Source organism: Streptomyces sp. NPDC094032 (assembly GCF_040303965.1).
GTDB lineage: Bacteria > Actinomycetota > Actinomycetes > Streptomycetales > Streptomycetaceae > Streptomyces.
The window spans coordinates 93,507-114,213 of sequence record NZ_JBEOUE010000001.1 but is presented as its reverse complement, the minus strand read 5'-3'; the positions used below and the strand labels follow the sequence as shown (position 1 = coordinate 114,213).

Annotated in this window: 16 protein-coding genes; 5 read left to right on the top strand and 11 right to left on the bottom strand. The window is 73.0% G+C overall.

Annotated elements, in window-relative coordinates:
• Positions 1–15 precede the first annotated feature (15 nt).
• Positions 16–1,443, top strand: coding sequence for a lipase maturation factor family protein (locus tag ABTZ54_RS00345; RefSeq protein WP_351654786.1), 1,428 nt, complete (start codon positions 16–18; stop codon positions 1,441–1,443).
• 98 nt (positions 1,444–1,541) lie between these two features.
• Here ABTZ54_RS00345 and ABTZ54_RS00340 read toward each other — a convergent pair whose 3' ends face one another.
• The 3 genes from ABTZ54_RS00340 to ABTZ54_RS00330 all read right to left on the bottom strand — a co-directional run bounded on the left by ABTZ54_RS00340 (position 1,542) and on the right by ABTZ54_RS00330 (position 4,236).
• Complete coding sequence (locus ABTZ54_RS00340; RefSeq protein ID WP_351654783.1) at positions 1,542–1,712, bottom strand: hypothetical protein; 171 nt, start codon at positions 1,710–1,712, stop codon at positions 1,542–1,544.
• A 241-nt stretch (positions 1,713–1,953) separates the two neighbouring features.
• Positions 1,954–3,438, bottom strand: a complete 1,485-nt coding sequence (locus ABTZ54_RS00335) for an SDR family NAD(P)-dependent oxidoreductase (protein ID WP_351654780.1) — start codon at positions 3,436–3,438, stop codon at positions 1,954–1,956.
• A gap of 87 nt (positions 3,439–3,525) precedes the next feature.
• On the bottom strand, positions 3,526–4,236 hold the full coding sequence (locus ABTZ54_RS00330; protein WP_351654777.1) for an IucA/IucC family C-terminal-domain containing protein: 711 nt from the start codon (positions 4,234–4,236) through the stop codon (positions 3,526–3,528).
• A gap of 140 nt (positions 4,237–4,376) precedes the next feature.
• Here ABTZ54_RS00330 and ABTZ54_RS00325 point away from each other — a divergent pair, with 140 nt between their 5' ends.
• Together ABTZ54_RS00325 and ABTZ54_RS00320 are read left to right on the top strand one after the other, a co-directional pair.
• Positions 4,377–5,105: a carbonic anhydrase gene (locus tag ABTZ54_RS00325; RefSeq protein WP_351654773.1), complete on the top strand. Its 729-nt coding sequence runs from the start codon at positions 4,377–4,379 to the stop codon at positions 5,103–5,105.
• Positions 5,106–5,222: 117 nt separating this feature from the next.
• The gene (locus ABTZ54_RS00320; RefSeq protein ID WP_351654770.1) at positions 5,223–6,227 is read left to right on the top strand and encodes a DMT family transporter; all 1,005 of its coding nucleotides are present in this window, start codon (positions 5,223–5,225) and stop codon (positions 6,225–6,227) included.
• Here the strand turns inward: ABTZ54_RS00320 and ABTZ54_RS00315 are convergent.
• The 5 genes from ABTZ54_RS00315 to panD all read right to left on the bottom strand — a co-directional run bounded on the left by ABTZ54_RS00315 (position 6,108) and on the right by panD (position 9,364).
• Positions 6,108–7,481 (bottom strand): transglycosylase family protein, encoded by a 1,374-nt coding sequence (locus ABTZ54_RS00315; protein ID WP_351654767.1) that lies wholly within the window; start codon positions 7,479–7,481, stop codon positions 6,108–6,110. The genes ABTZ54_RS00320 and ABTZ54_RS00315 overlap by 120 nt on opposite strands.
• 126 nt (positions 7,482–7,607) lie before the next feature.
• The gene (locus ABTZ54_RS00310) at positions 7,608–7,784 is read right to left on the bottom strand and encodes a hypothetical protein (protein WP_351654764.1); all 177 of its coding nucleotides are present in this window, start codon (positions 7,782–7,784) and stop codon (positions 7,608–7,610) included.
• A gap of 95 nt (positions 7,785–7,879) precedes the next feature.
• Positions 7,880–8,560, bottom strand: a complete 681-nt coding sequence (locus tag ABTZ54_RS00305) for an aspartate/glutamate racemase family protein (RefSeq protein ID WP_351654761.1) — start codon at positions 8,558–8,560, stop codon at positions 7,880–7,882.
• The gene (locus ABTZ54_RS00300; RefSeq protein ID WP_351656363.1) at positions 8,557–8,952 is read right to left on the bottom strand and encodes a GNAT family N-acetyltransferase; all 396 of its coding nucleotides are present in this window, start codon (positions 8,950–8,952) and stop codon (positions 8,557–8,559) included. The genes ABTZ54_RS00305 and ABTZ54_RS00300 overlap by 4 nt, the downstream gene beginning before the upstream one ends.
• Positions 8,939–9,364 (bottom strand): aspartate 1-decarboxylase, encoded by a 426-nt coding sequence (gene panD, locus ABTZ54_RS00295; protein ID WP_351654758.1) that lies wholly within the window; start codon positions 9,362–9,364, stop codon positions 8,939–8,941. The genes ABTZ54_RS00300 and panD overlap by 14 nt, the downstream gene beginning before the upstream one ends.
• Positions 9,365–9,672: 308 nt before the next feature.
• On the opposite strand from panD, the gene ABTZ54_RS00290 reads away from it, so the two are divergent.
• Positions 9,673–10,839: a Cmx/CmrA family chloramphenicol efflux MFS transporter gene (locus ABTZ54_RS00290; protein ID WP_351654755.1), complete on the top strand. Its 1,167-nt coding sequence runs from the start codon at positions 9,673–9,675 to the stop codon at positions 10,837–10,839.
• Between the two features lie 108 nt (positions 10,840–10,947).
• Here ABTZ54_RS00290 and ABTZ54_RS00285 read toward each other — a convergent pair whose 3' ends face one another.
• Complete coding sequence (locus tag ABTZ54_RS00285; RefSeq protein WP_351654752.1) at positions 10,948–11,580, bottom strand: DUF4232 domain-containing protein; 633 nt, start codon at positions 11,578–11,580, stop codon at positions 10,948–10,950.
• Between the two features lie 208 nt (positions 11,581–11,788).
• Here ABTZ54_RS00285 and ABTZ54_RS00280 point away from each other — a divergent pair, with 208 nt between their 5' ends.
• The gene (locus tag ABTZ54_RS00280; RefSeq protein ID WP_351654749.1) at positions 11,789–14,554 is read left to right on the top strand and encodes an AAA family ATPase; all 2,766 of its coding nucleotides are present in this window, start codon (positions 11,789–11,791) and stop codon (positions 14,552–14,554) included.
• A 78-nt stretch (positions 14,555–14,632) separates the two neighbouring features.
• Here ABTZ54_RS00280 and ABTZ54_RS00275 read toward each other — a convergent pair whose 3' ends face one another.
• Both ABTZ54_RS00275 and ABTZ54_RS00270 read right to left on the bottom strand, forming a co-directional pair.
• Positions 14,633–16,402 (bottom strand): discoidin domain-containing protein, encoded by a 1,770-nt coding sequence (locus ABTZ54_RS00275; RefSeq protein WP_351654746.1) that lies wholly within the window; start codon positions 16,400–16,402, stop codon positions 14,633–14,635.
• Positions 16,403–16,413: 11 nt separating this feature from the next.
• Complete coding sequence (locus tag ABTZ54_RS00270) at positions 16,414–20,580, bottom strand: glycosyl hydrolase family 8 (protein WP_351654743.1); 4,167 nt, start codon at positions 20,578–20,580, stop codon at positions 16,414–16,416.
• Between the last annotated feature and the right edge of the window lie 127 nt (positions 20,581–20,707).

Here is a 20,707-nt window from a genome sequence, read left to right as displayed (position 1 = left end):
GCGGCACCGGACGCGATGGAGTGGTTCACCGCACCCGACTACTGGCTGAGCCGGATCGTCTTCCAGCGGGGGCTCGCCGGGCTGTACGTCGTCGCGTTCCTCTCGGCGGCGCTCCAGTTCCGGGCCCTGATCGGGGAGCGCGGGATGCTCCCCGTGCCGGAGTACGTGCGCCGGGTCCCGGCGCGCCGCGCGCCCAGCCTCTTCCAGTGGCGCTACTCCGACCGCCTGTTCGCCTCGGTGGCCTGGGGCGGCGCGGCCCTGGCGCTCGCGATGGCGGCGGGCGCGGGTGACCTGGTGCCGCTGGCCGTCTCGATGGCGCTGTGGCTGCTGCTGTGGGGGCTCTATCTGTCGATCGTGAACGTCGGGCAGACCTGGTACTCCTTCGGCTGGGAGTCGCTGCTCCTGGAGACCGGTTTCCTCGCCGTCCTGCTCGGCAACGACGACACCGGGCCGCCCGTGCTCGTGCTGTTCCTGCTGCGCTGGCTGCTGTTCCGGGTGGAGTTCGGCGCCGGGCTCATCAAGATGCGCGGCGACCGCTGCTGGCGCGACCTCACCTGCCTCTACCACCACCACGAGACCCAGCCGATGCCCGGACCGCTGAGCTGGTTCTTCCACCATCTGCCGAGGCCGCTGCACAAGGTGGAGTGCGCCGCCAACCACGTCGTCCAGCTGGGCGTCCCGGTGCTGCTGTTCACCCCGCAGCCGGTCGCGACGGTCGCGGCGGGCCTGATGGTGGCGACCCAGCTGTGGCTGGTGCTCTCCGGCAACTTCGCCTGGCTGAACTGGCTGACCATCGTCCTCGCCCTCTCCGCGATGGACGGCTCGCTCGTCACCGGCGCCCGTCCGAGCCCGGACCCTCCGCTCTGGTACGTGGCCGTCGTCTGCGCCGCCACCGCCCTGGTCCTCGCGCTCAGCCGCCACCCGGTGCGCAACCTGCTCTCCCGGCGACAGGCGATGAACCGCTCCTTCGACGCGTTCCACCTGGTCAACACGTACGGCGCGTTCGGCACGGTCGGACGGATCCGCGACGAGATCGTGATCGAGGGCACCGACGACCCCCGGCCGCACCCGGGCACGGTCTGGCGGGAGTACGGCTTCAAGGGCAAGCCGGGCGATCCGCGCCGGCTGCCGCGCCAGTTCGCCCCGTACCATCTGCGGCTCGACTGGCTGATGTGGTTCGCGGCGCTCTCCCCGGGCTATGCCCGCGACTGGTTCGGGCCGTTCGTCGAACGGCTGCTCGCCGGGGACCGGGACACCCTGCGGCTGCTGCGCCACAACCCGTTCCCCGACGCGCCGCCCACGCATGTGCGCGCCCGGCTCTACCGCTACCGGTACACGACCTGGCAGGAGCTGCGGGCGACCGGGGCGTGGTGGCACCGGAGGCTGCTGCGGGAGTACCTGCCGCCGGTCCGGCTGCGGGAGACGGTCCGGGAGCGCCGCTGAGGCGGGGGCGGCCGTCGGGCATGCGCGTGCCCCGGGCGCGTGGGGCGGCCGGGGCACGGGCGGGCTGCCGTGGGGCAGCCGTAACGCTGCCGTACGACTCAGTCGATGCCGGGCAGGATGTGCGGCTCGGCGAGGTCCTCCTCGTAGCCGGCGAGGCGGATCGGGGCCGAACGGGCCCACACCTCAAGGCTGCCGAGCTCTCCGGACCGGCGCTTGCGCTCGGTCGGTTCGGCCGGGCGCTGCTCCTGCTGGGTCAGTTCTGGTGTCACCGCGCACTCCTTTGTGTCGCGTACCAATGGGGACAGGGACCGTCGGTCGCGGTGGCGCCGTTGTTCGGGCGGGACCGCGGCCTTGGTGGCAGGCCTGTCCCCAGGCCGGCCGTGAGGGTTCGGTGAAACCCCGGTGGCCGACCGTGGACATCAGATTAACCAGATGAGCGCGCCAGTGCTCTATGGGGCGCCAAAGTGTGACGCGAACGGGTGACGGGCATTTCGGGCGGTAGCGGATGAACTACCAGTTACCGGGCGCGTAATCCTTCATGAAGACTCCGTAGAGGTCCTCGCCCAGCTCGCCGCGCACGATCGGGTCGTAGACGCGGGCGGCGCCGTCGACCAGGTCGAGCGGGGCGTGGAAGCCGGCCTCGGCGAGCCGCAGCTTGTCGAAGTGGGGACGCTCGTCGGTGATCCAGCCGGTGTCGACCGAGGTCATGAGGATCCGGTCGGACTCGAACATCTCCTGGGCGCTGGTGCGCGTCACCATGTTCATCGCGGCCTTCGCCGCGTTGGTGTTGGGGTGACCCGCTCCCTTGTAGCCGCGGCTGAAGACGCCCTCCATGGCGGAGACGTTCACGACGTACGAGCGCCCGCTGGACGCCTTGGCGGCGGCCTCGGCCATGGACCCGCGCAACTTGCTGATCAGGATGAACGGCGCCGTGTAGTTGCACAGCTGCGTCTCCAGGAGCTCCACCGGCGAGATCTGCTCGATGGACTGCACCCAGGTGTTGGACTCGACGACGTCCGGCACCAGGCCGCCCGCGTCGATGGCGGTGCCGTCGAGGTGCTTGGCGACGCTCGCGTTGCCCGCGACGAGCGCGAGGTCGGCGACCTGCTGGGCGTCGAGCCCGCTCACGCCCACGGGCAGCGCGGCCCCGGAGCCGAGCTCGCCGACCGCGCCGGAGCCGAAGGCGCCGATGACGTGGTGGGCGGGGAGCTCGCCCGCGGGCAGCGGCGCGTTCTCGCCGTCGACCAGGGCGGCGTACGCGGAGGCCAGCCGGCGCACGGTCTGCGTGGCGTTGTTGACCAGGATGTCGAGCGGTCCGGCCTCGGCGACCTGGTCGGCCAGGGCGACGGCCTGGGCCGGGTCGCGCAGGTCGATGCCGACGACCTCCAGGCGGTGCATCCACTCCGCCGAGTCCTCCATCGCCTTGAAGCGGCGGATGGCGTCCTTGGGGAAGCGGGTGGTGATGGTGGTGTGGGCGCCGTCGCGCAGCAGCCGCAGCGCGATGTACATGCCGATCTTGGCGCGGCCGCCGGTGAGCAGCGCGCGCTTGCCGGTGAGGTCGGTGCGGGCGTCGCGGCGGCCCCGGTTGAGGGCGGCGCACTCCTGGCAGAGCTGGTGGTAGAAGTAGTCGACCTCGACGTAGCGCGTCTTGCAGGTGTAGCAGGAGCGCGGGCGCTGGAGTATACCGGCGATCTTGCCGGCCTCGGTGACGGAGCTGGGCAGGATGCCCTCGGTCTCGTCGTCGATGCGCTGCGCGGAGCCCGTCGCGGTGGCCTCGGTGACGGCCTTGTCGTGGGCGGTCTTGGAGGCCCGGCGCTCCTGGCGGCGGCGCTGCTTCACGGTCCGGTAGATCCCGGCGGTCGCCCGGCGCACGGTGATGGCGTCCGGGTGGTCGACATCGATCGTGTCCAGCTCGTCCAGCACGCTCAGGCAGACGGCCAGGCGCTCGGGGTCGATGCCCGGCCCGTGGTCCTGGGTCTCTTCAGTCACCGTCATGGCCTTCGTCGTTCCTCGATCGCTCGCGCCGTGAGTACTCCGTGGGTACGCCGCGGGCACTCCGTCAGTACTTCCAAAGACGCAACTTTACGGAGCGGGGGGCCGCGCCTCCAAACCCGTTCGGGGAGCGTGGTCGAACACACAGTCGCCACACAGGCCGCCGGAGGGGCAGCGGTAGTACAGGCAGCAGCTGGTACGGCGCCGGGCCGGGCCCCGTACGGTGCGGGCCAGATCGGGGTGGTCGAAGAGGCCCCGGACGAGGAGGGTGGCGCGCTCGGCGGCGTCGGGGCGCCCGTGGGCGCGGGCCCAGCGGACCAGCTCGCGCTCCGCGCCGGCCAGCGCGGAGCCCGCGTTGCCCCACAGCAGCCGCTCGGAGATCCGCCCGTCGCGGGCGAAGGCGGCGTGCAGCGGGACGAGGTGGGTCTCCTGGACGGCGGCCCGCAGCTCCTCGACACCGGCCGGGCGGGTCGCGGTGCCGGACCACCACAGGTCGTCGGGCGAGGTGAGCGCGCCGTCCCAGTGCAGGGTGGCGGGGGTCAGGTCGGGGAAGCGGCCGTGCAGGGCGGCGGGTCCGAGGGCGGTGGACCACAGGCGGGCGGCCAGGCCGAGGTGCGCGACGGAGGCGCCGACCCTGCGTTCGGGGGCGCCGAGCCGGGCGGCGACCCGGTCGACGCGCGCGGCGAGCGGGCCGCCCTCCCCCGCGTACAGGAGCGAGAGCGGGCGGTGTGCCGCGCCGGCGGGCGGGGTGGTGCGCAGCGCGAAGAAGCCGCCCACCTGTGCGCTGTCGTCAAGATCCACGCCCGCATCCTGCCGTACGCGCCCCACGATTCGATCGGGGTGCAATCCAAGCCGATCAAGTTCGGTCAATTTTAGTCAAGAAATAGTCATGAAGAGTTCAAGGGCTCGTCAAGAAGTGATCTTTCCGCGACCCTCCTCCCATGACGCCGACAGCACCCCCCACATCCCCCTCCTCCCTCACCACCCCCGGCCGCCGCGGCCTCCTCGCCCTCGGGCTCGCCGCCCTCGGCACCGCCGCCGTACCGGCCGTCGCCGCACCCGCGGTCGCCGTGCCCGCCCCGCGCCGGGCCGCGGGACCGCTCGACCCGACCGCCGCGCTCGCCGAACTCCGGGCCGGAAACGCCCGCTACGCCGCGCTCCGGCAGCAGTATCCGCACCAGGACGCGGCCAGACGAGCCGCCGTCGCGGTCTCCCAGCAGCCCTTCGCCACCGTCATCGGCTGCATAGACTCCCGCGTCCCCCCGGAGCTCGTCTTCGACCAGGGCCTCGGCGACCTGATCGGCGTGCGCTCGGCCGGCCAGGCCCTCGACGAGGCGGTGCTCGGCTCCGTCCAGTTCGCCCTGGAGGAGCTGCACGTGCGCCTGATCGTGGTCCTCGGCCACGAGCGCTGCGGCGCGGCCGCGGCCGCCGTCGAGCACGTACGGACCGGGCACCCCGTCGAAGGTCACATCGAGCGTGTCGTCGAGGAGCTCGCCCCGGCCGCCCGCGCGACCCGCCACCTGCCCGGCGACTGGGTCGAGAACACGGTGCGGGCCAATGTGGACCGGATCACCCGCCGACTGGCTCGGGACAAGGCCTTCGCCGAGGCCCGGATCGTCGGCGCCCGCTTCGACCTGGACACCGGAAAGGTCGCGTTCCACCAGGTCTGACCTGCACAGGCGTACATCTCAGGGTGTACGAGGGGGGCTCGTACTCCATCTGCGGTACCTCCGATCGCGTCCCCAGGTACGAAGACGGGAGCGCTTCGGAGAGAGATCGTGGAAGGTATGAGCCCCCTCATGCTGTCCGTGCTCCTCTCGCTGGTCTCGGCGGTCGCCTACGCGGCCGCGGCGATCGTGCAGGAGCGCGTCGCGGCCTCCGCCACCGGACCGCGCTACGCCCCGCTGCGCACCCCCGCGTGGTGGGGCTCCGTCCTGCTCAACGGGGTCGGCGCGACCCTCCACGTGGCGGCGCTGGCCTATGGACCGCTCAGCCTGGTCCAGCCGCTCGGCGCCCTGACCATCGTGTTCGCACTGCCGATGGCGGCGCTCTTCGTGGGCCGCAAGGCCGGCCGCACGGCCTGGCGGGGCGCCGTGATGGCGACCGTGGGCCTGGCCGGGCTGCTCAGCCTGACCGGCGGCGCCGGGGCCCAGACCCTCTCCGACGGTGAACGCCACCTGCTCACGGCGACGGCCTTCGGCGCGGTGGCCCTGCTGTTCCTGCTGGCCCAGCTGATGGGCCGCTCGGTGCTGCGCAGCGTGGTCCTGGCCGCCGCGGCCGGGGTCTCCTTCGGCATCGCCTCGGTCTTCACCAAGACGGTCGCCGAGGAGTGGACGGCGAGCGCGCCGCTGGCCGAGTGGACCAGCCTGCTGACCCTCTCGGCGCTCGCCGTGACCGGACTCCTGCTGTCCCAGGCCTCGTACCGGGGCGCGGGGCTCGCGGCCCCGCTCGCCACGGTCACCGTGGTCAATCCGGTGATCGCGGCGACGGTGGGCCTGACGCTGTTCGGCGAATCGTTCCGCTACGGGACGGCCGGCGCCGTCGCCGCGCTGATCTGCGGCGCGGTGGCGGCGGGCGGCCTGGTCCAGCTCACCCTCGACCGGCTCGGCCGGGCCGAGGACTCGCCGGCGGTGTCAGATCCGGCGAGGTCCCACGGGACACGATCAGCACGATCAGATCGACACGCCCCGGGCGCGGAGGTAGGCCAGGGGGTCGATGTCGGACCCGTACCCGGGACCCGTGCGCATCTCGAAGTGGAGGTGCGGTCCCGAACTGTTGCCGGTCGATCCTGACCGCGCGATGCGCTGGCCGGGGTTGACCCGCTGCCCCTCGCGGACGTTCAGCGCGGACAGGTGCGCGTACTGGCTGTAGCGGCCGTCCTCGTGGCGGATGACGACCTGGTAGCCGTACGAGCCGGCCCACCCCGCGGAGACCACCGACCCGGCCGCCACGGCCCGGACCGAGGTGCCGGTGGGGACCGGGAAGTCGACGCCCGTGTGATAGCCGCTGGCCCAGGAGGAGCCCGACTTGCGGTAGCGGGTGCCGATGTCGGTGTCGGAGACGGGCGCGGCGAAGCGGTCGGCCTCGGGGGCGGGCCGGGCGGCGGGCTTGTGGGCCGGCTTGGGCGCGGGCTTGTGCACGGGCCTGGCGGCCGGGGGCTTGGGCGCGGGTGTGGTGACGGGCCGGGCCACCGGCCTCGTGACGGGCCGGGTGGCGGGTTTTGTGGCGGGTTTGGTGGCGGGGGCCGGGGGCTTGGCGGCGGGCTTCGACGCCTCGGGAGCGGGCGTCGTGGGCTTAGCGGGCCTGGCGGGCTTGGCGGGCCTCGTGGGCTTGGTGTCGGCCTTCGGGGGCGCCTTGGGCGGGGCCATCCGGAGGGTGAGCCGCTGGCCCGGGTGGATGAGGTCGGGGTCGTCGCCGACGACCTTCCGGTTCGCCTCGTAGAGCCGCTGCCAGCCGCCCCGGACGTGCTCGTCGCGGGCGATGGCGGAGAGGGAGTCGCCGGGCGTGACCGTGTACATCTCGCGCACGCTCGGCACGGCGGTGGGGCTAGTGCCCGCGGGCTTCTTCCGCTGGGCGGGCAGCGCGGTCCTGGCGGCCGTGGCGGCCGTGGCGGTGTCCGTCAGCGGGCGCGTGCGCTGCGTCTGGGCCGCCATGCCGGGGGCGGCGTCGCCCCGTTCGAGCCCGGCGCCCGGCGCGCAGGCGGGCCAGGCGCCCGGCCCCTGCCCCTTGAGCACGAGCTCGGCGACGGCGATCTGCTGGTCCCTGGAGGCCAGATCGGCGCGGGGCGCGTAGTGCGTCCCGCCGTACCGCTCCCAGGTGGACTGGCTGAACTGGAGCCCGCCGAAGTAGCCGTTGCCGGTGTTGATCTGCCAGTTGGAGGTGGACTCGCAGGCGGCCAGCTTCTCCCACACGTCGAGCGAGGCCGCCTGTGCCGTGCCCGCGCCGATCAGCGGCAGGGCCATTCCGGCGCCGCCCGCGGTGACGGTGAGCGAGGCACGGTTGATGAGGCTCGGCTGGTACCGGCGGTGTCTCCCGCGTAAGGCCATGGGCCCCCCTTGAACGCATCGGCAGTCGCCCACGGTAGGGGCGGGCAACCGTACGTGACAAGGCCCCTGGCGGATTCCCCCGGCTGCTCCGTCACCTCGTCCGTCGCCCCGCCCGTCCCTCCGCCCTCACCGCCCGGCGGGACCCGGCTGCGGCCGGGGCTCCGGCTCGGGCACGGGGACCGGGTCGGGCCGGGGCTCGGGCACCGGGTTCGGCGGCGGTACGGGCGGGGGCGAGGGCACCGGCGAAGGGATGGGCGGCGGGACGGGCGGCGGCAGCGGATCGGGGTACGGGGGCTGGGTCACGGCGGACTCCGGTGCGCGGGGGCAGGGTCGGCACCAGGTTGCCCCGGCCCGCCCGCGCCCGCGCGCGGAGCCCGTTCATTCGGGTCGGTACCGGCTCATTCGGGTCGGTACCCGGCCGCCTCGGCCGCGGCCGCGAGCCCCGTACCAGGGCTGGACAGCACGGTCAGAGGCGTGCGTACGCGCGCGGCGGCGTCGGCCATCGACGCCTGGGCCAGCACGACCACGGGCGCCTCGGCTCCCTCGGCGGGGGCGATGCCGTCCACGGCGGCGGCGACGGCGTCGAGGTAGCCGTCCCGGTCGCCGGCCTCGAACCGCTCCCACGCCTCCGGCACCAGCAGGGAGCCGACGAACGTGGTCCCGTCGGTGTCGGCGGACTCCTCACGGAGCAGGTCCAGGGTGGGCCGGACGGTGGACGGCAGGGCCGCGACGATCACCACGGGCCGCCCGCTGCGCATGGCCGCGGCGGCCATCGGCCGGTCGACCCGCAGCACGGGGACGCCGAGCTCCTCGGCCCGCGCCTCGGCGACCGCGCCGAGGGTGGAGCAGGTGCACAGCACGGCACCCGCCCCCTCGGCGACGGCCCGTGCCAGAACGCCCCCGACCTCGTCCGCGACGGCCTCGGGCCCCTCGGCCCTGGCCCGGTCGAGCAGCCCCTCGTGGACGAGGTGGCGCAGCCCGAGCCCGGGGTGGTGCCGGTCCCGCAGCGCGTCGAAGACGGGGACGTGGACCGGAGAGGTGTGCAGCAGGACGAGCGGCCCGCCGGTTCCGTGGGTCACCACAGCTCCGGCGTGGCCTTGAGCTGCCGCTCGGCGGCCCGGGTGACCTCGGCCGGGGGCAAGGGTGCCTCCTCGGGGTGGCGCGCGGCCCACTTCGCCGTGTACGGGCAGAGCGGGACGACGGGGACGCCCTCGGCGGCGGCGATCCGGTAGAACTCCCGGACCAGCGCCCCGGCGACGCCCTTCCCCTCGTGGGTCGCCTCGACCACGGTGTGCACCGCGACCAGGGCGTGCGGCTCGGCGTCCAGGACGAAGTAGACGACGACACCGGCGTATTCACCGTCGTCGAACGCCTCAAGCCGCCCCTTCTCCCGGTCGTCGCGGATCGTCGGCTCGGCCATGCTGCACTCCTCGTGGACTCGTGGGCTCGCGGCCCGCTCAGACCTGAGCAGGCACCGCGTGCGGCGGACGCACCGTACCGCTCCCCGGGACCGGCGCGGAGGCGTCCGCTCCCAGCTCCACGATGCGGTTCCCACCGTCCACGTGCACGACCCGCGGCACGAAAGCCCGCGCCTCGGCGTCCGCCATCTGGGCGTAACTGATCAGGATGACCAGGTCCCCGGGGTGCACGAGATGGGCCGCGGCCCCATTGATCCCGATGACACCCGAACCACGCTCGCCCTCGATGACGTACGTCTCCAGCCGTGCCCCGTTGTCGATGTCGACGATGTGCACCAGCTCACCGGGCAGGAGATCGGCCGCCTCCATCAGCTCGGCATCGACGGTGACGGACCCGACGTAGTGGAGGTCGGCCTGGGTGACGGTGGCGCGGTGGATCTTGGACTTGAACATCGTGCGTATCATCGAAGCACTCCTGGAAATAGGCTCCCTGCCTGCGTTTTTGCAGGTCAAGGGCTGTTTCCACACCCTACAACGAGAAGCAAGTCGAGGCAGCGTTCCCCAGGATTTCCAGGACCGTGAAACCGGGGTGCCTCGGCCGGTGGCGGTCGGGTAGCGTGCGGGGTATGTCGAGTCCTGAGTCGGACAGGGTGGGGGCTTTCGGTCACGCCGTCAGCCCCCTGAATCACTGAGTCCACAGTCTGTCGTGCCCTTGGGGTTGGCCGCGGTGACGAGATGGCCCTCTCGTTCCTCTCCTCACCCGGAGCCACTCGATGCCTTTTCCGCTGTATCTGCTTGCCCTGGCGGTCTTCGCCATGGGTACCTCGGAGTTCATGCTCGCCGGCCTTCTGCCGGACATCGCCTCGGACCTCGGCGTCAGCGTCGGGACGGCGTCCACGCTCACCTCGGCGTACGCGATCGGCATGATCGTCGGTGCGCCGCTCATGGCCGCGCTCGCCCGCAGGCGGCCCGGTCGGACGAGCCTGCTCGGGTTCGTCCTCGTGTTCCTGGCGGCCCACGTCCTGGGCGCCGCCACCGACGACTTCGCGGTCCTGTTCGCGGCCCGGGTCGTCGCGGCGCTCGCGAACGCCGGGTTCCTCGCGGTCGCCCTGACGCTCGCCGCCACGCTGGTCCCGCCGGACCGGAAGGGGCGCGCGCTCGCCGTGCTGCTCTCGGGCACCACGGTGGCCATGGTCGCCGGTGTCCCCGGGGGGTCGCTGCTCGGTGCCCAGTTCGGCTGGCGGGCCACGTTCTGGGCCGTCGCCGCGCTCTGCCTGCCCGCGGCCATCGGCGTCCTTACCGGAATCCGGCCGCGGCAGGAACAGAACGACGTATCTGAGGGGCGGGCGCTGCGCGCGGAGCTCGCCCTGCTCAAGGGGCGGCGGCTGATTCTGGTCGTGGTGCTCGCCGCGCTGGTGAACGCGGCGACCTTCGCCGGTGTCACGTTCCTCGCCCCGGTCGTGACCGGCACTGCCGGGCTGGGCGAGCTGTGGATCTCCGTCGCCCTGGTGCTGTTCGGCGTCGGCTCGTTTCTCGGTGTCACCGTCGCCGGACGGCTGTCCGACCGGCGGCCCGGCCTGGTCCTCGCCGTCGGCGGCCCGCTCCTGCTCATCGGCTGGCCCGCCTCGGCGGTGCTGGCGGACCGGCCGGTCGCGCTGCTCGTTCTCGTGTGCGTCCAGGGTGCGCTGTCGTTCGCGGTGGGCGGCACCCTGATCACGCGGATCCTCTACGAGGCGGCCGGGGCCCCCACCATGGCCGGGTCCTACGCGACCGCGGCACTCAACATCGGCGCCGCCGTCGGACCGCTCGTCGCCGCCACCACCCTGACCACGGCGGCCGGGGAGCTCGGGCCGCTGTGGGTGAGCGGGCTGCTCGTCGCGGTGGGGCTGTTCGTCGCGGTGCCCTCGCGCACGGTGGTCATGGCCGGACGGGGGCGGTGAGGTGCTCCGGTGACGCGTGCGTTGCCCGGTCGGGCGTCGAGGGGCGCCGGGGGCATGGCAGGCTACGTCGGTGAACGTGCCGCACTCCCCCGCCCCCGGAACCGTCTCTCAGGAGGCGAGAGCCGCGTCCCCCGAGCCGAAGAAGACGGTCACCTGGGGCTCGGTGACCTGGGCGGAGCCGCCGCCGATCTTGACGGTCACCGGGCTCTCGCCGGCCGTCATGGCGATGGTGAGGCTGCTGACCTTGGTGGGCGTGGCGCCGTTACCGGGGGCGAGCAGCACCCGGGCATAGGCGCTCGTGCCGGTCTCCAGGGCAGGCTCGTCGCCCTCCGGGCCGACCCGGTTGGCCGTGACACCGCCGGCGGTGATCACCGGCTCGCTGAAAGGGACCCGGCACGTGGCACCGGTGTTGGTGGCGGTGATCAGCGCGTTGCCCGCCGGCTGGGCGACCTTCTCGACCGTGAAGGTGAGCTGCTTCGTCGTGCACTGCGGGACGTCGCCCTCGGGCTTGGCGTCGCCGGACGACGTGCCCGACGAAGCGGTGGCGCCCGCCTTCGTGGCGCCCGCCTTCGTGGGGGCGGCGGCGGGGGCCGACGAGGGAGCGGCCGCGGCGGAGGTGGTCGCGGCGGCGGACGAAGCGGCCGGGGCGGCGGACTTGTCCTTGTCGCCGCAGCCGGTGAGCGCGAGGGCGGCGAGCGAGAGGACGGCGAGCGGCTTGGCGAGGCGGCCGGTGGTGTTCAAGACGAAGCTCCTGGGGTGGCGGCGGTGCGGGCGGAAGGCCCTGCGGAAGAGCGGCCGGTCGGGAGGAGTTCACCGCACCGGCGTCGTGATTCCACCTTGTCCTGTGCGGCCCGTCCCGACCATCGTGGTCCACCACGAGATCAGTGGCCGCACCCGTCGACCGCGCCGCCGCCCGCCACAAGAGACCGAGGAAGGACAAGACACAAGCATGACGACGACGTACAGCCCCTTGCGCGGCCGTACCGAGATCCTGCGCCGGGCCCATGAGTTGGTCGCCCGTGCCGTGGCCGGCGCCGGAGGGGTGCTGCTCGTCCGGGGCGTCGGCGGCATGGGGCGCAGCGCGTTCCTCCGGGCCGTGGCCGAGGAGGCGCGCGGCGGCGGAACGCCGGTCGGTTACGCCCGGTGTGCCGCCGAGGAGTCCCGTACTCCCTTCGGAGTCGTACGTCAGCTGCTGGACGTGGCGGTCCGCGACGCGCGCCTCGGGCCGGGCCCCGGCGCGCCCGGTGCCGAGGCCGTGTCCGAAGCGCTGCTCGCCGAAGCGCTGCTCGCCGACGCGCTGTCCGCCGGTCCCCTGCTCCTGGCCGTGGACGACGTCCAGTTCGCCGACGCCGAGTCGCTGGCCTGGCTCGCCCGGCTCGGCCGCAGGCTCGACCACCGGCCCCTCCTGCTCGTACTGACCGAGCGGTCCTCCTCCGAGGGGGACGCCACGGGTGCGGGCGTTCGACGAGCGTTCCCCACGGAGCTCGTGACCGCGCTGACGCTGGAGCCGCTGGGGGCGCGGGCGGTGGCCGAGCTGTTCCACGACCGGCTCGGTGACGCGGCTCCCGGCCACCTGGCGGGTGGCTGGGCCGCGGCCGGCTGTGGAAACCCCCTGCTCCTGCACGCCCTGCTGGACGACCTGCACGCACTGGACCACGGCGGTTCCGGCTGGGCGGCGGGGCCGCGCCCGGTCGCGCTCGCCGAGGCCGTCGGGCACCGGCTGGACGGGGCCGGGACCGGCACGGCCGCGCTGGCCAGGACCGTGGCGGCGCTCGACCCGGGCGACGCCACCCCCGCACTGCTGGCCGCGCTCCACGACGAGGACCCGGACCGGGTGGCCGACCGGCTCGACCAGCTGCGCCGGCTCGGGATGGTGGCGGCGCCCGACGCCTCGGAACGCCCCGGCGCACGCCCGGCCCGGTTCGCGCACCCCCTCCTCCAGGAGGCGGTCCTCGCCGGGTGGACCCGGACCGCGCGGCGCGAGCTCCGGCTTCGGGCGGCGGAGCTGATGTTCCGGGACGGCGCACCCGTCGGGGCCGTCGCCCGGCACCTCCTGGACGCCCCCGTGGTCGGCGCCGAGTGGGCGGTCGACGCCCTGGTCGCCGCCTCCCGGGCCGCGACCGCCGCCGGAGCGTGGCCCGAGGCCGCCGCGCTGCTCCGCCGGGCCCTCGCCGAACCCCTGACCTCCCACCGGCTCGGCCAGGTGCTCACCCAACTCGGCTGCGTCGAGGTGCGGACCGACCCGACGACCGCGGTCCGGCATCTGACGGAGGCGCTGCGGCTCCAGGACGGCGCGCACGACCGCGTACGGGTCGCCAACGCGCTGGGCACGGCGCTCGCCGCCCACGGTGAGGTGCCGGCCGCTCTGGAGGTGCTCCGCCGGCTCGCCGAGGCGTTCGACGACCGCGAGGAGCTGAGCGACCTCGTCCACTCCGTGCAGGCCGCCACCGCGCTCATCGCGAGCCATGCCCAGGCCAGTTGGAACGGCATGCTCCCGGAGGTCACCCGGCGTGCCCGGCGTGCGCCGGTGGACAACGACCCGATGGCGCACTCGCTGCTCACCGAGCATCAGACGGTCCGGGGGACGATCTCCGCCGACGAGGCCATGGAGCGGGTGCGCACGCTGCTCGCGACGCAGGTGGACCCGGCCGTCCAGCCGTATCTGATGGCCTCGTTGGCGACGCTCGCCCAGTGGGCGGACGACGTGGCCCTCGCGGAGGAGCTGGTGGACCGGGGCTCGGCGCTCTGCCTGGACCATCCGCTCCACCCGGCGCAGCACTCCCTGGCGAGCGTGCGCGCCGAGACGGCGGTGATGCGGGGCCGGTACGCGGAGGTCGCCGAGCTGGTCAGCGGCCCGGACGCGGGCAGTGGGAACACGCACGTGCGGGCCCAGGGGGTGATCGCCCTCGTCGCGCTGGACCGGCTGCCCGAGGCGGCGCGGCTCGCCGGGTCGATCAGGTCCCTCGGGGTCAACGAGTCCTGGGAGTGGAACGAGTTCCGTTACGCCGAGGGGCTCCTCCTCGCGGCCCAGGGCGATCCGGAGGGAGCCGTGCGGGACTTCCTCGCGTGCGGCGAGGGCCAGCGCCTGCACAACACCGTCAGCCCCGTGGTCACGCCGTGGCGCTCGGCGGCGGTGCCTTGCCTGCTGGAACTCGGCCGCACCGGCGAGGCGTTGGCGCTCGCCCAGGAGGAGCTGCGGTTCGCGGAGATCTGGGGAACCCGGCGGGTGGTGGGCCGCGCGCTGCGCGGCGTCGGCTCCGCCACCGGCGGCCGCCACGGACTCGACCTGCTGGACCGGGCCGTGACGCTGCATCGGTACGATCCGGCCGCCGGTCCCGAGCTCGCCGCGAGCCTGCTGGCGCACGGCCTCGCGCTGGCCTCCGCCGGCCAGGCCCAGCGGGCGCGTACCGTCCTGCGCGAGGCCGCCGCCCTCGCCGAGCGGCTTGACACGGTCCGGCTGCGGGGACTCGTGGGCTCCGCCCTGCGGGCGGTCGGCGCGCGGTCGACCCGTACCGGACACACGGGACCGACGGCGCTCACCGCGAGCGAGCGCCATGTGGCGGTTCTGGCGGCGGCCGGGCGCAGCAACGCGGAGATCGCGACCGGCCTGCACCTGGCGCGGCGCACGGTCGAGACGCACCTCACCCAGGTCTACCGCAAGCTGGGCATCCGGGGCCGGCCCCAACTGGCGGCGGCGCTGGCCGAGGAGCCCTGACGGGGAAGAGCCCCGCCGAGGAGGGGCCCGGGACGGGAGAGGCCCGGGGCGGGAAAGCCCCGGACCCCCCGCCGGCCCTCAGGGAGTGAGAGGCACGTTCGTCAGCCCCGACACCGCGTTGGTCACGGTGTTCCCCGCGTACACGATGTTCGGGTCCGCCGTGCACTTCGACGTCGAGGTGATCTTGATGGCGTACGCTCCGACGCCTCCGAGGTCGGACGTGTTGCCCCGCCAGACGTTGCCGCAGCCGTTGGCGAAGGACGGGGTGGTCGAGGGGTTGTGGGTCTCGTAGCCGTTGGCAAAGGTGCCGGGTGGCGCGAAGGTGCCGGTGTTGTTCTCGATCAGGTAGTCGGTGCCCTTGGCGTCGACCCACGAGTCGGCGGAGTTCTGGCCGCTGATGCCCCTGCCGTCGAAGGTGTTGCCCCGGATCACCCCGCCGGACGTGCCCTCCTTGATGTCGATGTGCTCGGCCGCGACGTTCGGGCCGATCCGGTTGTTGAGGATCTGGACCCGGTCCGAGCGGTCGACGCCGCCGGTGTTGCCGTGGCAGCCCCAGTTGGAGCCGGCGGAGCCGATGTAGACGGCCTCGCCGTACCCGGGCTGGACGAGGCCCGTGTCCGAGAGGGTGGAGTTCCGCAGGACGCCGTCCGAGGAGGACCGCCGGAAGTGCACGGCCTCGTCCTCGACGTGGTGGACGGACAGACCGTCGATGGTCACATGGGGCGAGGCGTCGAGGACGACGCCCTTCTTGGAGTCCTTGACCGTGAAACCGCTGAGCTTCCAGTATGGGGCGCCGTACAGCCACAGCCCGTACCCGGAGTCCCAGCCGCCGCCCGGCACGGGGCAGGACGGCGCGGTGCCGGAGGGCCCGTCGTTGACCAGCACGGCGTTCGCGGGACCGGTGAGGGTGATCGGCGCCGCCGCCGTACCCGGTCGCTGCGTCACGAACGCCCCCCGGTACTCGCCCGCGGCCAGCCGGATGGTCTGCCCCGGCTGGGCGGCCGCCAGCGCGCTCCGCAACTGCGCCGCCGTCGCCACGTCGACCACGGTCCCGCCCGAGCCGCCCGTGGTGCTCACGCTCAGCGTCCCGCTCACGGGCGACACGTTGCCCGCCGCGTCCCGCGCCTTCACCGTGTAGCCGTACGCGGTCGAGGCCGCGAGACCCGTGTCGGTGTACGCCGTCGAGGTGGCGCTCCCGACGAGGGTGCCGTTCCGGTAGACGTCGTAGCCGGTCACCCCGACGTCGTCCGTGGCCGCGTCCCACGCGAGCGAGACGCTGCTCGCGGTGGTCCCGGTCGCGCGCAGCCCGGTCGGCGCGCCCGGCGGCGTCGTGTCGCCGCCCGGGACGGCGGAGCCGTACACCTCGAACTCCCAGAGGGAGTAGCCGTACGAGGTGCCGCGCGCCGTTCCGTACATCCGGAAGTAGCGCCCCGCCCCCGACACCGTCAGATCGTCCACGGCGCCGTCGCCGGCGGAGGTGGCGAAGACGTCGGTCCAGGTGGCGCCGTCGTCCGAGGTCTGGATCCGGTACGACCTGGCGTACGCGGCCTCCCAGGCGAGCCGCACCCGCGAGAGGGTGTGACGGGCTCCGAGGTCGATCCGGACCCATTGCGGATCCACACCCTCCAGGCTGGCCCACCGGGTCCCGTTGTCGCCGTCCACGGCCGCGGAGGCGGGGAACGCGCCGGTCTCCAGTGACGAGGCCGTCGTCGGCTTGCCCAGCGAGATCAGGGCATCGGCGGCCTGTGCCTGCGGAAGGGCCGTCAGGGGTGCGGCCAACAGGCCGGAGAGGAAGAGGAGGACCGCTCCTCTTCGTGCTCTTCGTGCTCTTCGTGCTCTTCGTGGCATGACGACTCCTTCTACGGGACCCAGTGGTTGCCGGAGGCCGTGATCATGACCTGGAGCTGGATGCTCGCCGAGTAGTAGCTGCTGGTGTCGATCGGCGTGGCCAGCATCTTGTTCCACAGGGCGTCGAGCCAGGCCTGGCTGCCGGGGTCGGTCATCGCCGCGAGCGTGAACGGGGCGAAGAAGGCCGCCTCGCTGCCCGAGGAGATCTGCGTCCCGTCCAGCTTGTAGCCGATACCGATCTTGTTCGGGTCGCCGCCGGTCTTGGTCTTGATCCAGCTGTTCAGCTTGCGCGCGGAGGCGAGGGAGGCGGCGTCGCCGCTGGTCACCGCGTCGTCCGCGATCCGCCACGGAGTCCGGCACGCGTTCCACCAGTAGGCCCCGTCGTTCGGGTCCTCCAGGACCTGGCCGGGCGCGGGCTTCGGCGTGGTGTTGGTGTTGACGACGAAGTCCGGCAGCAGACCCGTGTTCGGCGCGTACGAGCTCTGGAGGCTGGTGATCTGGTTCTGGTGGGCCGTGCGGACGGCGTCCCAGGTGGAGTCGCCGCTCGCCGTGCGGAAGGCGCGGAAGTGGTCGATCATCCAGTCCGAGGTCCGGGAGATGTAGTAGTACTGGTCCCCCGAACTGCTCCAGTCCCCCAGCTTCAGCAGCTTGGTGGTCGGATTGAGCTCGTCCTTCTTGATCGCGGCGATGTGCTTCAGGGCCAGCGCCTTGTAGTCGTACGTGCCCGCGCTGCCCCACTGCTTGTCCGCGAGCAGCAGCCCGTAGGCGACATCCATGTCACCGTCCGTCGCCCCGTCCGTGCCGTTGACGCTCTTGCACGCGACGTCCTGTTCGGCGGCGAGCAGATCGGGATTGATGGAGGACGGGTGGTCGATCATCCACTTCGTCAGTCCGTCGAAGATCTTCTTCGCGTCCGGATCGGCGCCCGCCATCGTGGCGGCGATGACCATCCCGTACCCCTGCGCCTCCGCGACGTACGGATGGTCGGCGTCCGGGGAGATGACCTGGTACCAGCCGTTGCCGCAGTTCTGCCGGACGAAGGCCGCCTTCCACTTCGTGTAGTAGTCCACCGTCTTCTGGTCGAGCGTGGCCTGCGCGCCACTCGGCTTCAGCGTCCCGGCGGCGTACGGTCGGGTGTGACTGCCGAACGGCACGGCGGGGCCGCTCCCGCCGCCCGCCGGAGTGGTGACGGAGAGCGCCCCGCCGGCGGCCGAGACGTTCCCCGCCGCGTCGCGGGCCTTGACGGTGTAGCTGTACGGGGTGGAGGCGGTCAGGCCCGCGTCGGTGTACGAGGTCGAGGTCGCGGTACCGACGAGGGCGCCGTCCCGGTACACGTCGTAGCCGGTCACGCCCACATTGTCGGTGGCCGCGTTCCACGCGAGCGAGACGCTGTTCGCCGTGCTCCCGGTCGCGCGCAGCCCGGTCGGCACGCTCGGCGGCGTCGTGTCACCGCCGCCACCGCCCGAGGGCGTCCCGTACACCTCGAACTCCCAGAGCGAGTAGCCGTACGAGGTGCCGCGCGCCGTTCCGTACATCCGGATGTAGCGCCCGGTGCCGGAGACGGTCAGGTCGTCCACGCCGCCGTCACCGGCGGAGGTGGTGGAGACGTCGGTCCAGTTCGTGCCGTCGTTCGAGGTCTGGATCTTGTACGTCTTTCCGTACGCGGCCTCCCAGTTGAGCTTCACCCGCGAGATGTCGTAGCTCGCGCCGAGGTCGATGCGGATCCACTGCGGGTCGACGCCCTCCAGGCTGGCCCAGCGGGTGCCCGTGTTGCCGTCGACCGCCCGGCCGGCCTCGAATCCGGCGGCCTCGATCGAGGAGGCCGTCGCCGGCTTGCCCGAGGAGATGAGCACCGGGGTGGTGCCGCCGCCGCTCTGCGTGGCCACGGTGAGCGTGCTGCCGGCGGCGGAGACGTTCCCAGCGGCGTCACGGGCCTTGACGGTGTAGGCGTACGAGGTGGAGGGCGTGAGTCCCGTGTCGGTGTACGTGGTGGCGGTGGCGGTCCCGACGAGGGTGCCGTTCCGGTACACGTCGTAGCCGGTGACGCCGACGTCGTCGGTGGCGGGGTCCCAGGCCAGGGAGACGCTGTTCGCCGTCGTGGCGGTGGAGCGCAGGCCGCCGGGGGCGCTCGGCGGCACGGTGTCGCCGGTGCCGGGGTCCGAGCCGGTGGACTTCAGGAAGAGCGAGCCGGACGTGTCCGTACGTGAAGCGTTCACGCCCGCGTTCGGGGACTGGCCGTAGTCGAGGTTCTCCTTGCCCGCCCAGTCGAGGATGGGCGAGCCGTTCTGGGCCAGGTGCTGGTAGGCCGACGCGTCGGCGGCCGAACTGCCCACCTGGTAAAGGCGGCTGCGGTCCGGGTAGTACGGCTGGTAGGCGCCGCCCGCCGTGGTCTGCTTGCTGAGCTCGTTGCCGTAGAAGACGTTCTGCGGGCCGCTGGCGCCGGACCACTTCACGGCCTTGGGGCCCGCGCCCCACCAGATGGGCCACCAGGTGGAGTCGTCGGGGCCGCCGCCGCCCTCTTCGCCGCAGTTGGCCCGGCAGTTCTTCGAGGCGTGCTCGAAGGGGATCGCGGCCTTGTTGTTCTCGAAGAGGTTGCGGCGCTCCCAGCCTCCGTGGAGGTTGAGGTCGCTGTCGAAGTCGTTGCCGATGGCGACGTTGTCCGACGCGGACCACTGGAAGGTGAAGTGGCGCAGGTTGCGGCTGGTGTTGTAGGCGTACAGCGAGTCCCAGACGCGGGAGCCGCGGAAGTAGCCGTTGCCGCCCTTGCCCTTGTTCCACGAGCCGTCGAAGGAGGACTCCTGGACCTGGATGTTCTTGGCGCTCTCGGTGACGACCGCGTGGGAGCCGGTCATCCGGGTCCCGACCCGCCGGATCCACACGTTCGCGGCCCACTTGAGGACGATGCCGTGCTGCTCGTACTCGGGGGCGATGTTGCCGTAGTTCGCCTTGGCGTCGTCGGGGGTGACGCTGTAGGTGCCGCCGCCCAGTTTGGGCATGCCGTCGAGTTCCTGGGTGATGCTGAGGTCCTCGATGCCGACGCCCTGGACGACCTTGAGGGGGGTGACGCGGCTCGGGTAGACGGTGCCGTCGATCGCGGCCGAGCCGTCGGAGGTGGAGTTGAGCGGCAGGTCGTATTCGAGCGGCTTGTCGAGGGTGAGGTTCTTGCCGGTGGCGTCGACGGCGGCGATCTGGAAGATCTGCTGGCGCATATGCAGGTTCACGTACTTGGACGTGTCCGTGACGGTCTGCTGCTGGTAGAACTTCGCCGTGTTGGCGGCGCCGACCCAGAGGTAGCCGCCCACCTTGAAGCGTGACATGTCGGCGGCGGTCGCGAGTTTGACCTGCGTGGAGCCGACGGCCGAGCCCTCGCGGAGGGCGACACCGCTCGCCCAGTGCTGGTTGACGCTGCCTTCGAAGAGGTCCTTGCGGTTGGCGGGCGCGGCGGCGTAGTCGCTCGCGTACTTCGAGGCCACCTCGCGGGTCTGGACCCGCAGCAGACCGCGGCCGGGCCACGTCCAGCCGCCCTTGCCCGCGCCGGACGTCATGGCGTCCTCGTCCCAGTCGCTGCCGTCGGCGGTGAGGGTGTCGTAGCGGGTGTTCGCGTCGGGGCGGAAGGCGAGCGTGGTCTGCCCCATGCCGGCCCCTCGGAGCACCATGTAGTCGGCGTCCAGGGCGAGTTGGCGGGTCACGAGAACGCGCCCGGCCGGCAGGGTGATCGAGGACAGCTTCGTGTATCCGGCGGTGGGCGTGCAGGTCGTCCTGATGGCGTCGATGGCCTGCTGGAGGCCGGTCGTGGCATCGCTGCCGTCCGCTCGTACGCCGTACTGCGAGGCGAGTTCGGCGGCGGTGATGTGACAGGCCGCGTCGGGGTTCGCCTCGGCGGCGCCCGGCAGCGGGGCACCGCCCCGGTACCCGGCCTTGCTCCAGTCGGGGAGCCCCGGGATCGGGGCGCGGCGGTTGGCGCTGGTCAGATCCGGTATCGAGGCGGTGACGCCGACGCCGGAACCGGACCGCGGGCTCGCGGCCGCGGCGGCGGTCGGGCCGCCGAGGCCGGGGAGTCCGGTGAAGCCGGTGATTCCGGTCAGGGTGGTGGCGGCGACGGCGAGCCCGGTGAGGGGCCTGAGCCATCGTCGCGGTCTTTCGCGTCGCGTGGGGGGATGCGGCTGTGCCTGTGCCATCGGGCGTCCTCAGGAGAGTGGTGCGCGAATAGGAGGCGGAGCGTGGCTCGATCGCGATCAGCGCTAATGGTTAGGAAATATTCCTAACCATTGAGCGGTGAGAGTAGGGATCGTCCAACGCTCACGC

Bases quoted from the DNA above. Each gene is read 5' to 3' on its own strand.
- ABTZ54_RS00345 (WP_351654786.1), top strand. From the start codon at position 16: ATGGAGTGGTTCACCGCACCCGACTACTGGCTGAGCCGGATCGTCTTC.
- ABTZ54_RS00290 (WP_351654755.1), top strand. From the start codon at position 9,673: ATGCCTTTTCCGCTGTATCTGCTTGCCCTGGCGGTCTTCGCCATGGGT.
- ABTZ54_RS00270 (WP_351654743.1), bottom strand. From the start codon at position 20,580: ATGGCACAGGCACAGCCGCATCCCCCCACGCGACGCGAAAGACCGCGA.
- ABTZ54_RS00280 (WP_351654749.1), top strand. From the start codon at position 11,789: ATGACGACGACGTACAGCCCCTTGCGCGGCCGTACCGAGATCCTGCGC.
- ABTZ54_RS00325 (WP_351654773.1), top strand. From the start codon at position 4,377: ATGACGCCGACAGCACCCCCCACATCCCCCTCCTCCCTCACCACCCCC.
- ABTZ54_RS00275 (WP_351654746.1), bottom strand. From the start codon at position 16,402: ATGCCACGAAGAGCACGAAGAGCACGAAGAGCACGAAGAGGAGCGGTC.
- ABTZ54_RS00315 (WP_351654767.1), bottom strand. From the start codon at position 7,481: ATGGCCTTACGCGGGAGACACCGCCGGTACCAGCCGAGCCTCATCAAC.
- panD (WP_351654758.1), bottom strand. From the start codon at position 9,364: ATGATACGCACGATGTTCAAGTCCAAGATCCACCGCGCCACCGTCACC.
- ABTZ54_RS00320 (WP_351654770.1), top strand. From the start codon at position 5,223: ATGAGCCCCCTCATGCTGTCCGTGCTCCTCTCGCTGGTCTCGGCGGTC.
- ABTZ54_RS00335 (WP_351654780.1), bottom strand. From the start codon at position 3,438: ATGACGGTGACTGAAGAGACCCAGGACCACGGGCCGGGCATCGACCCC.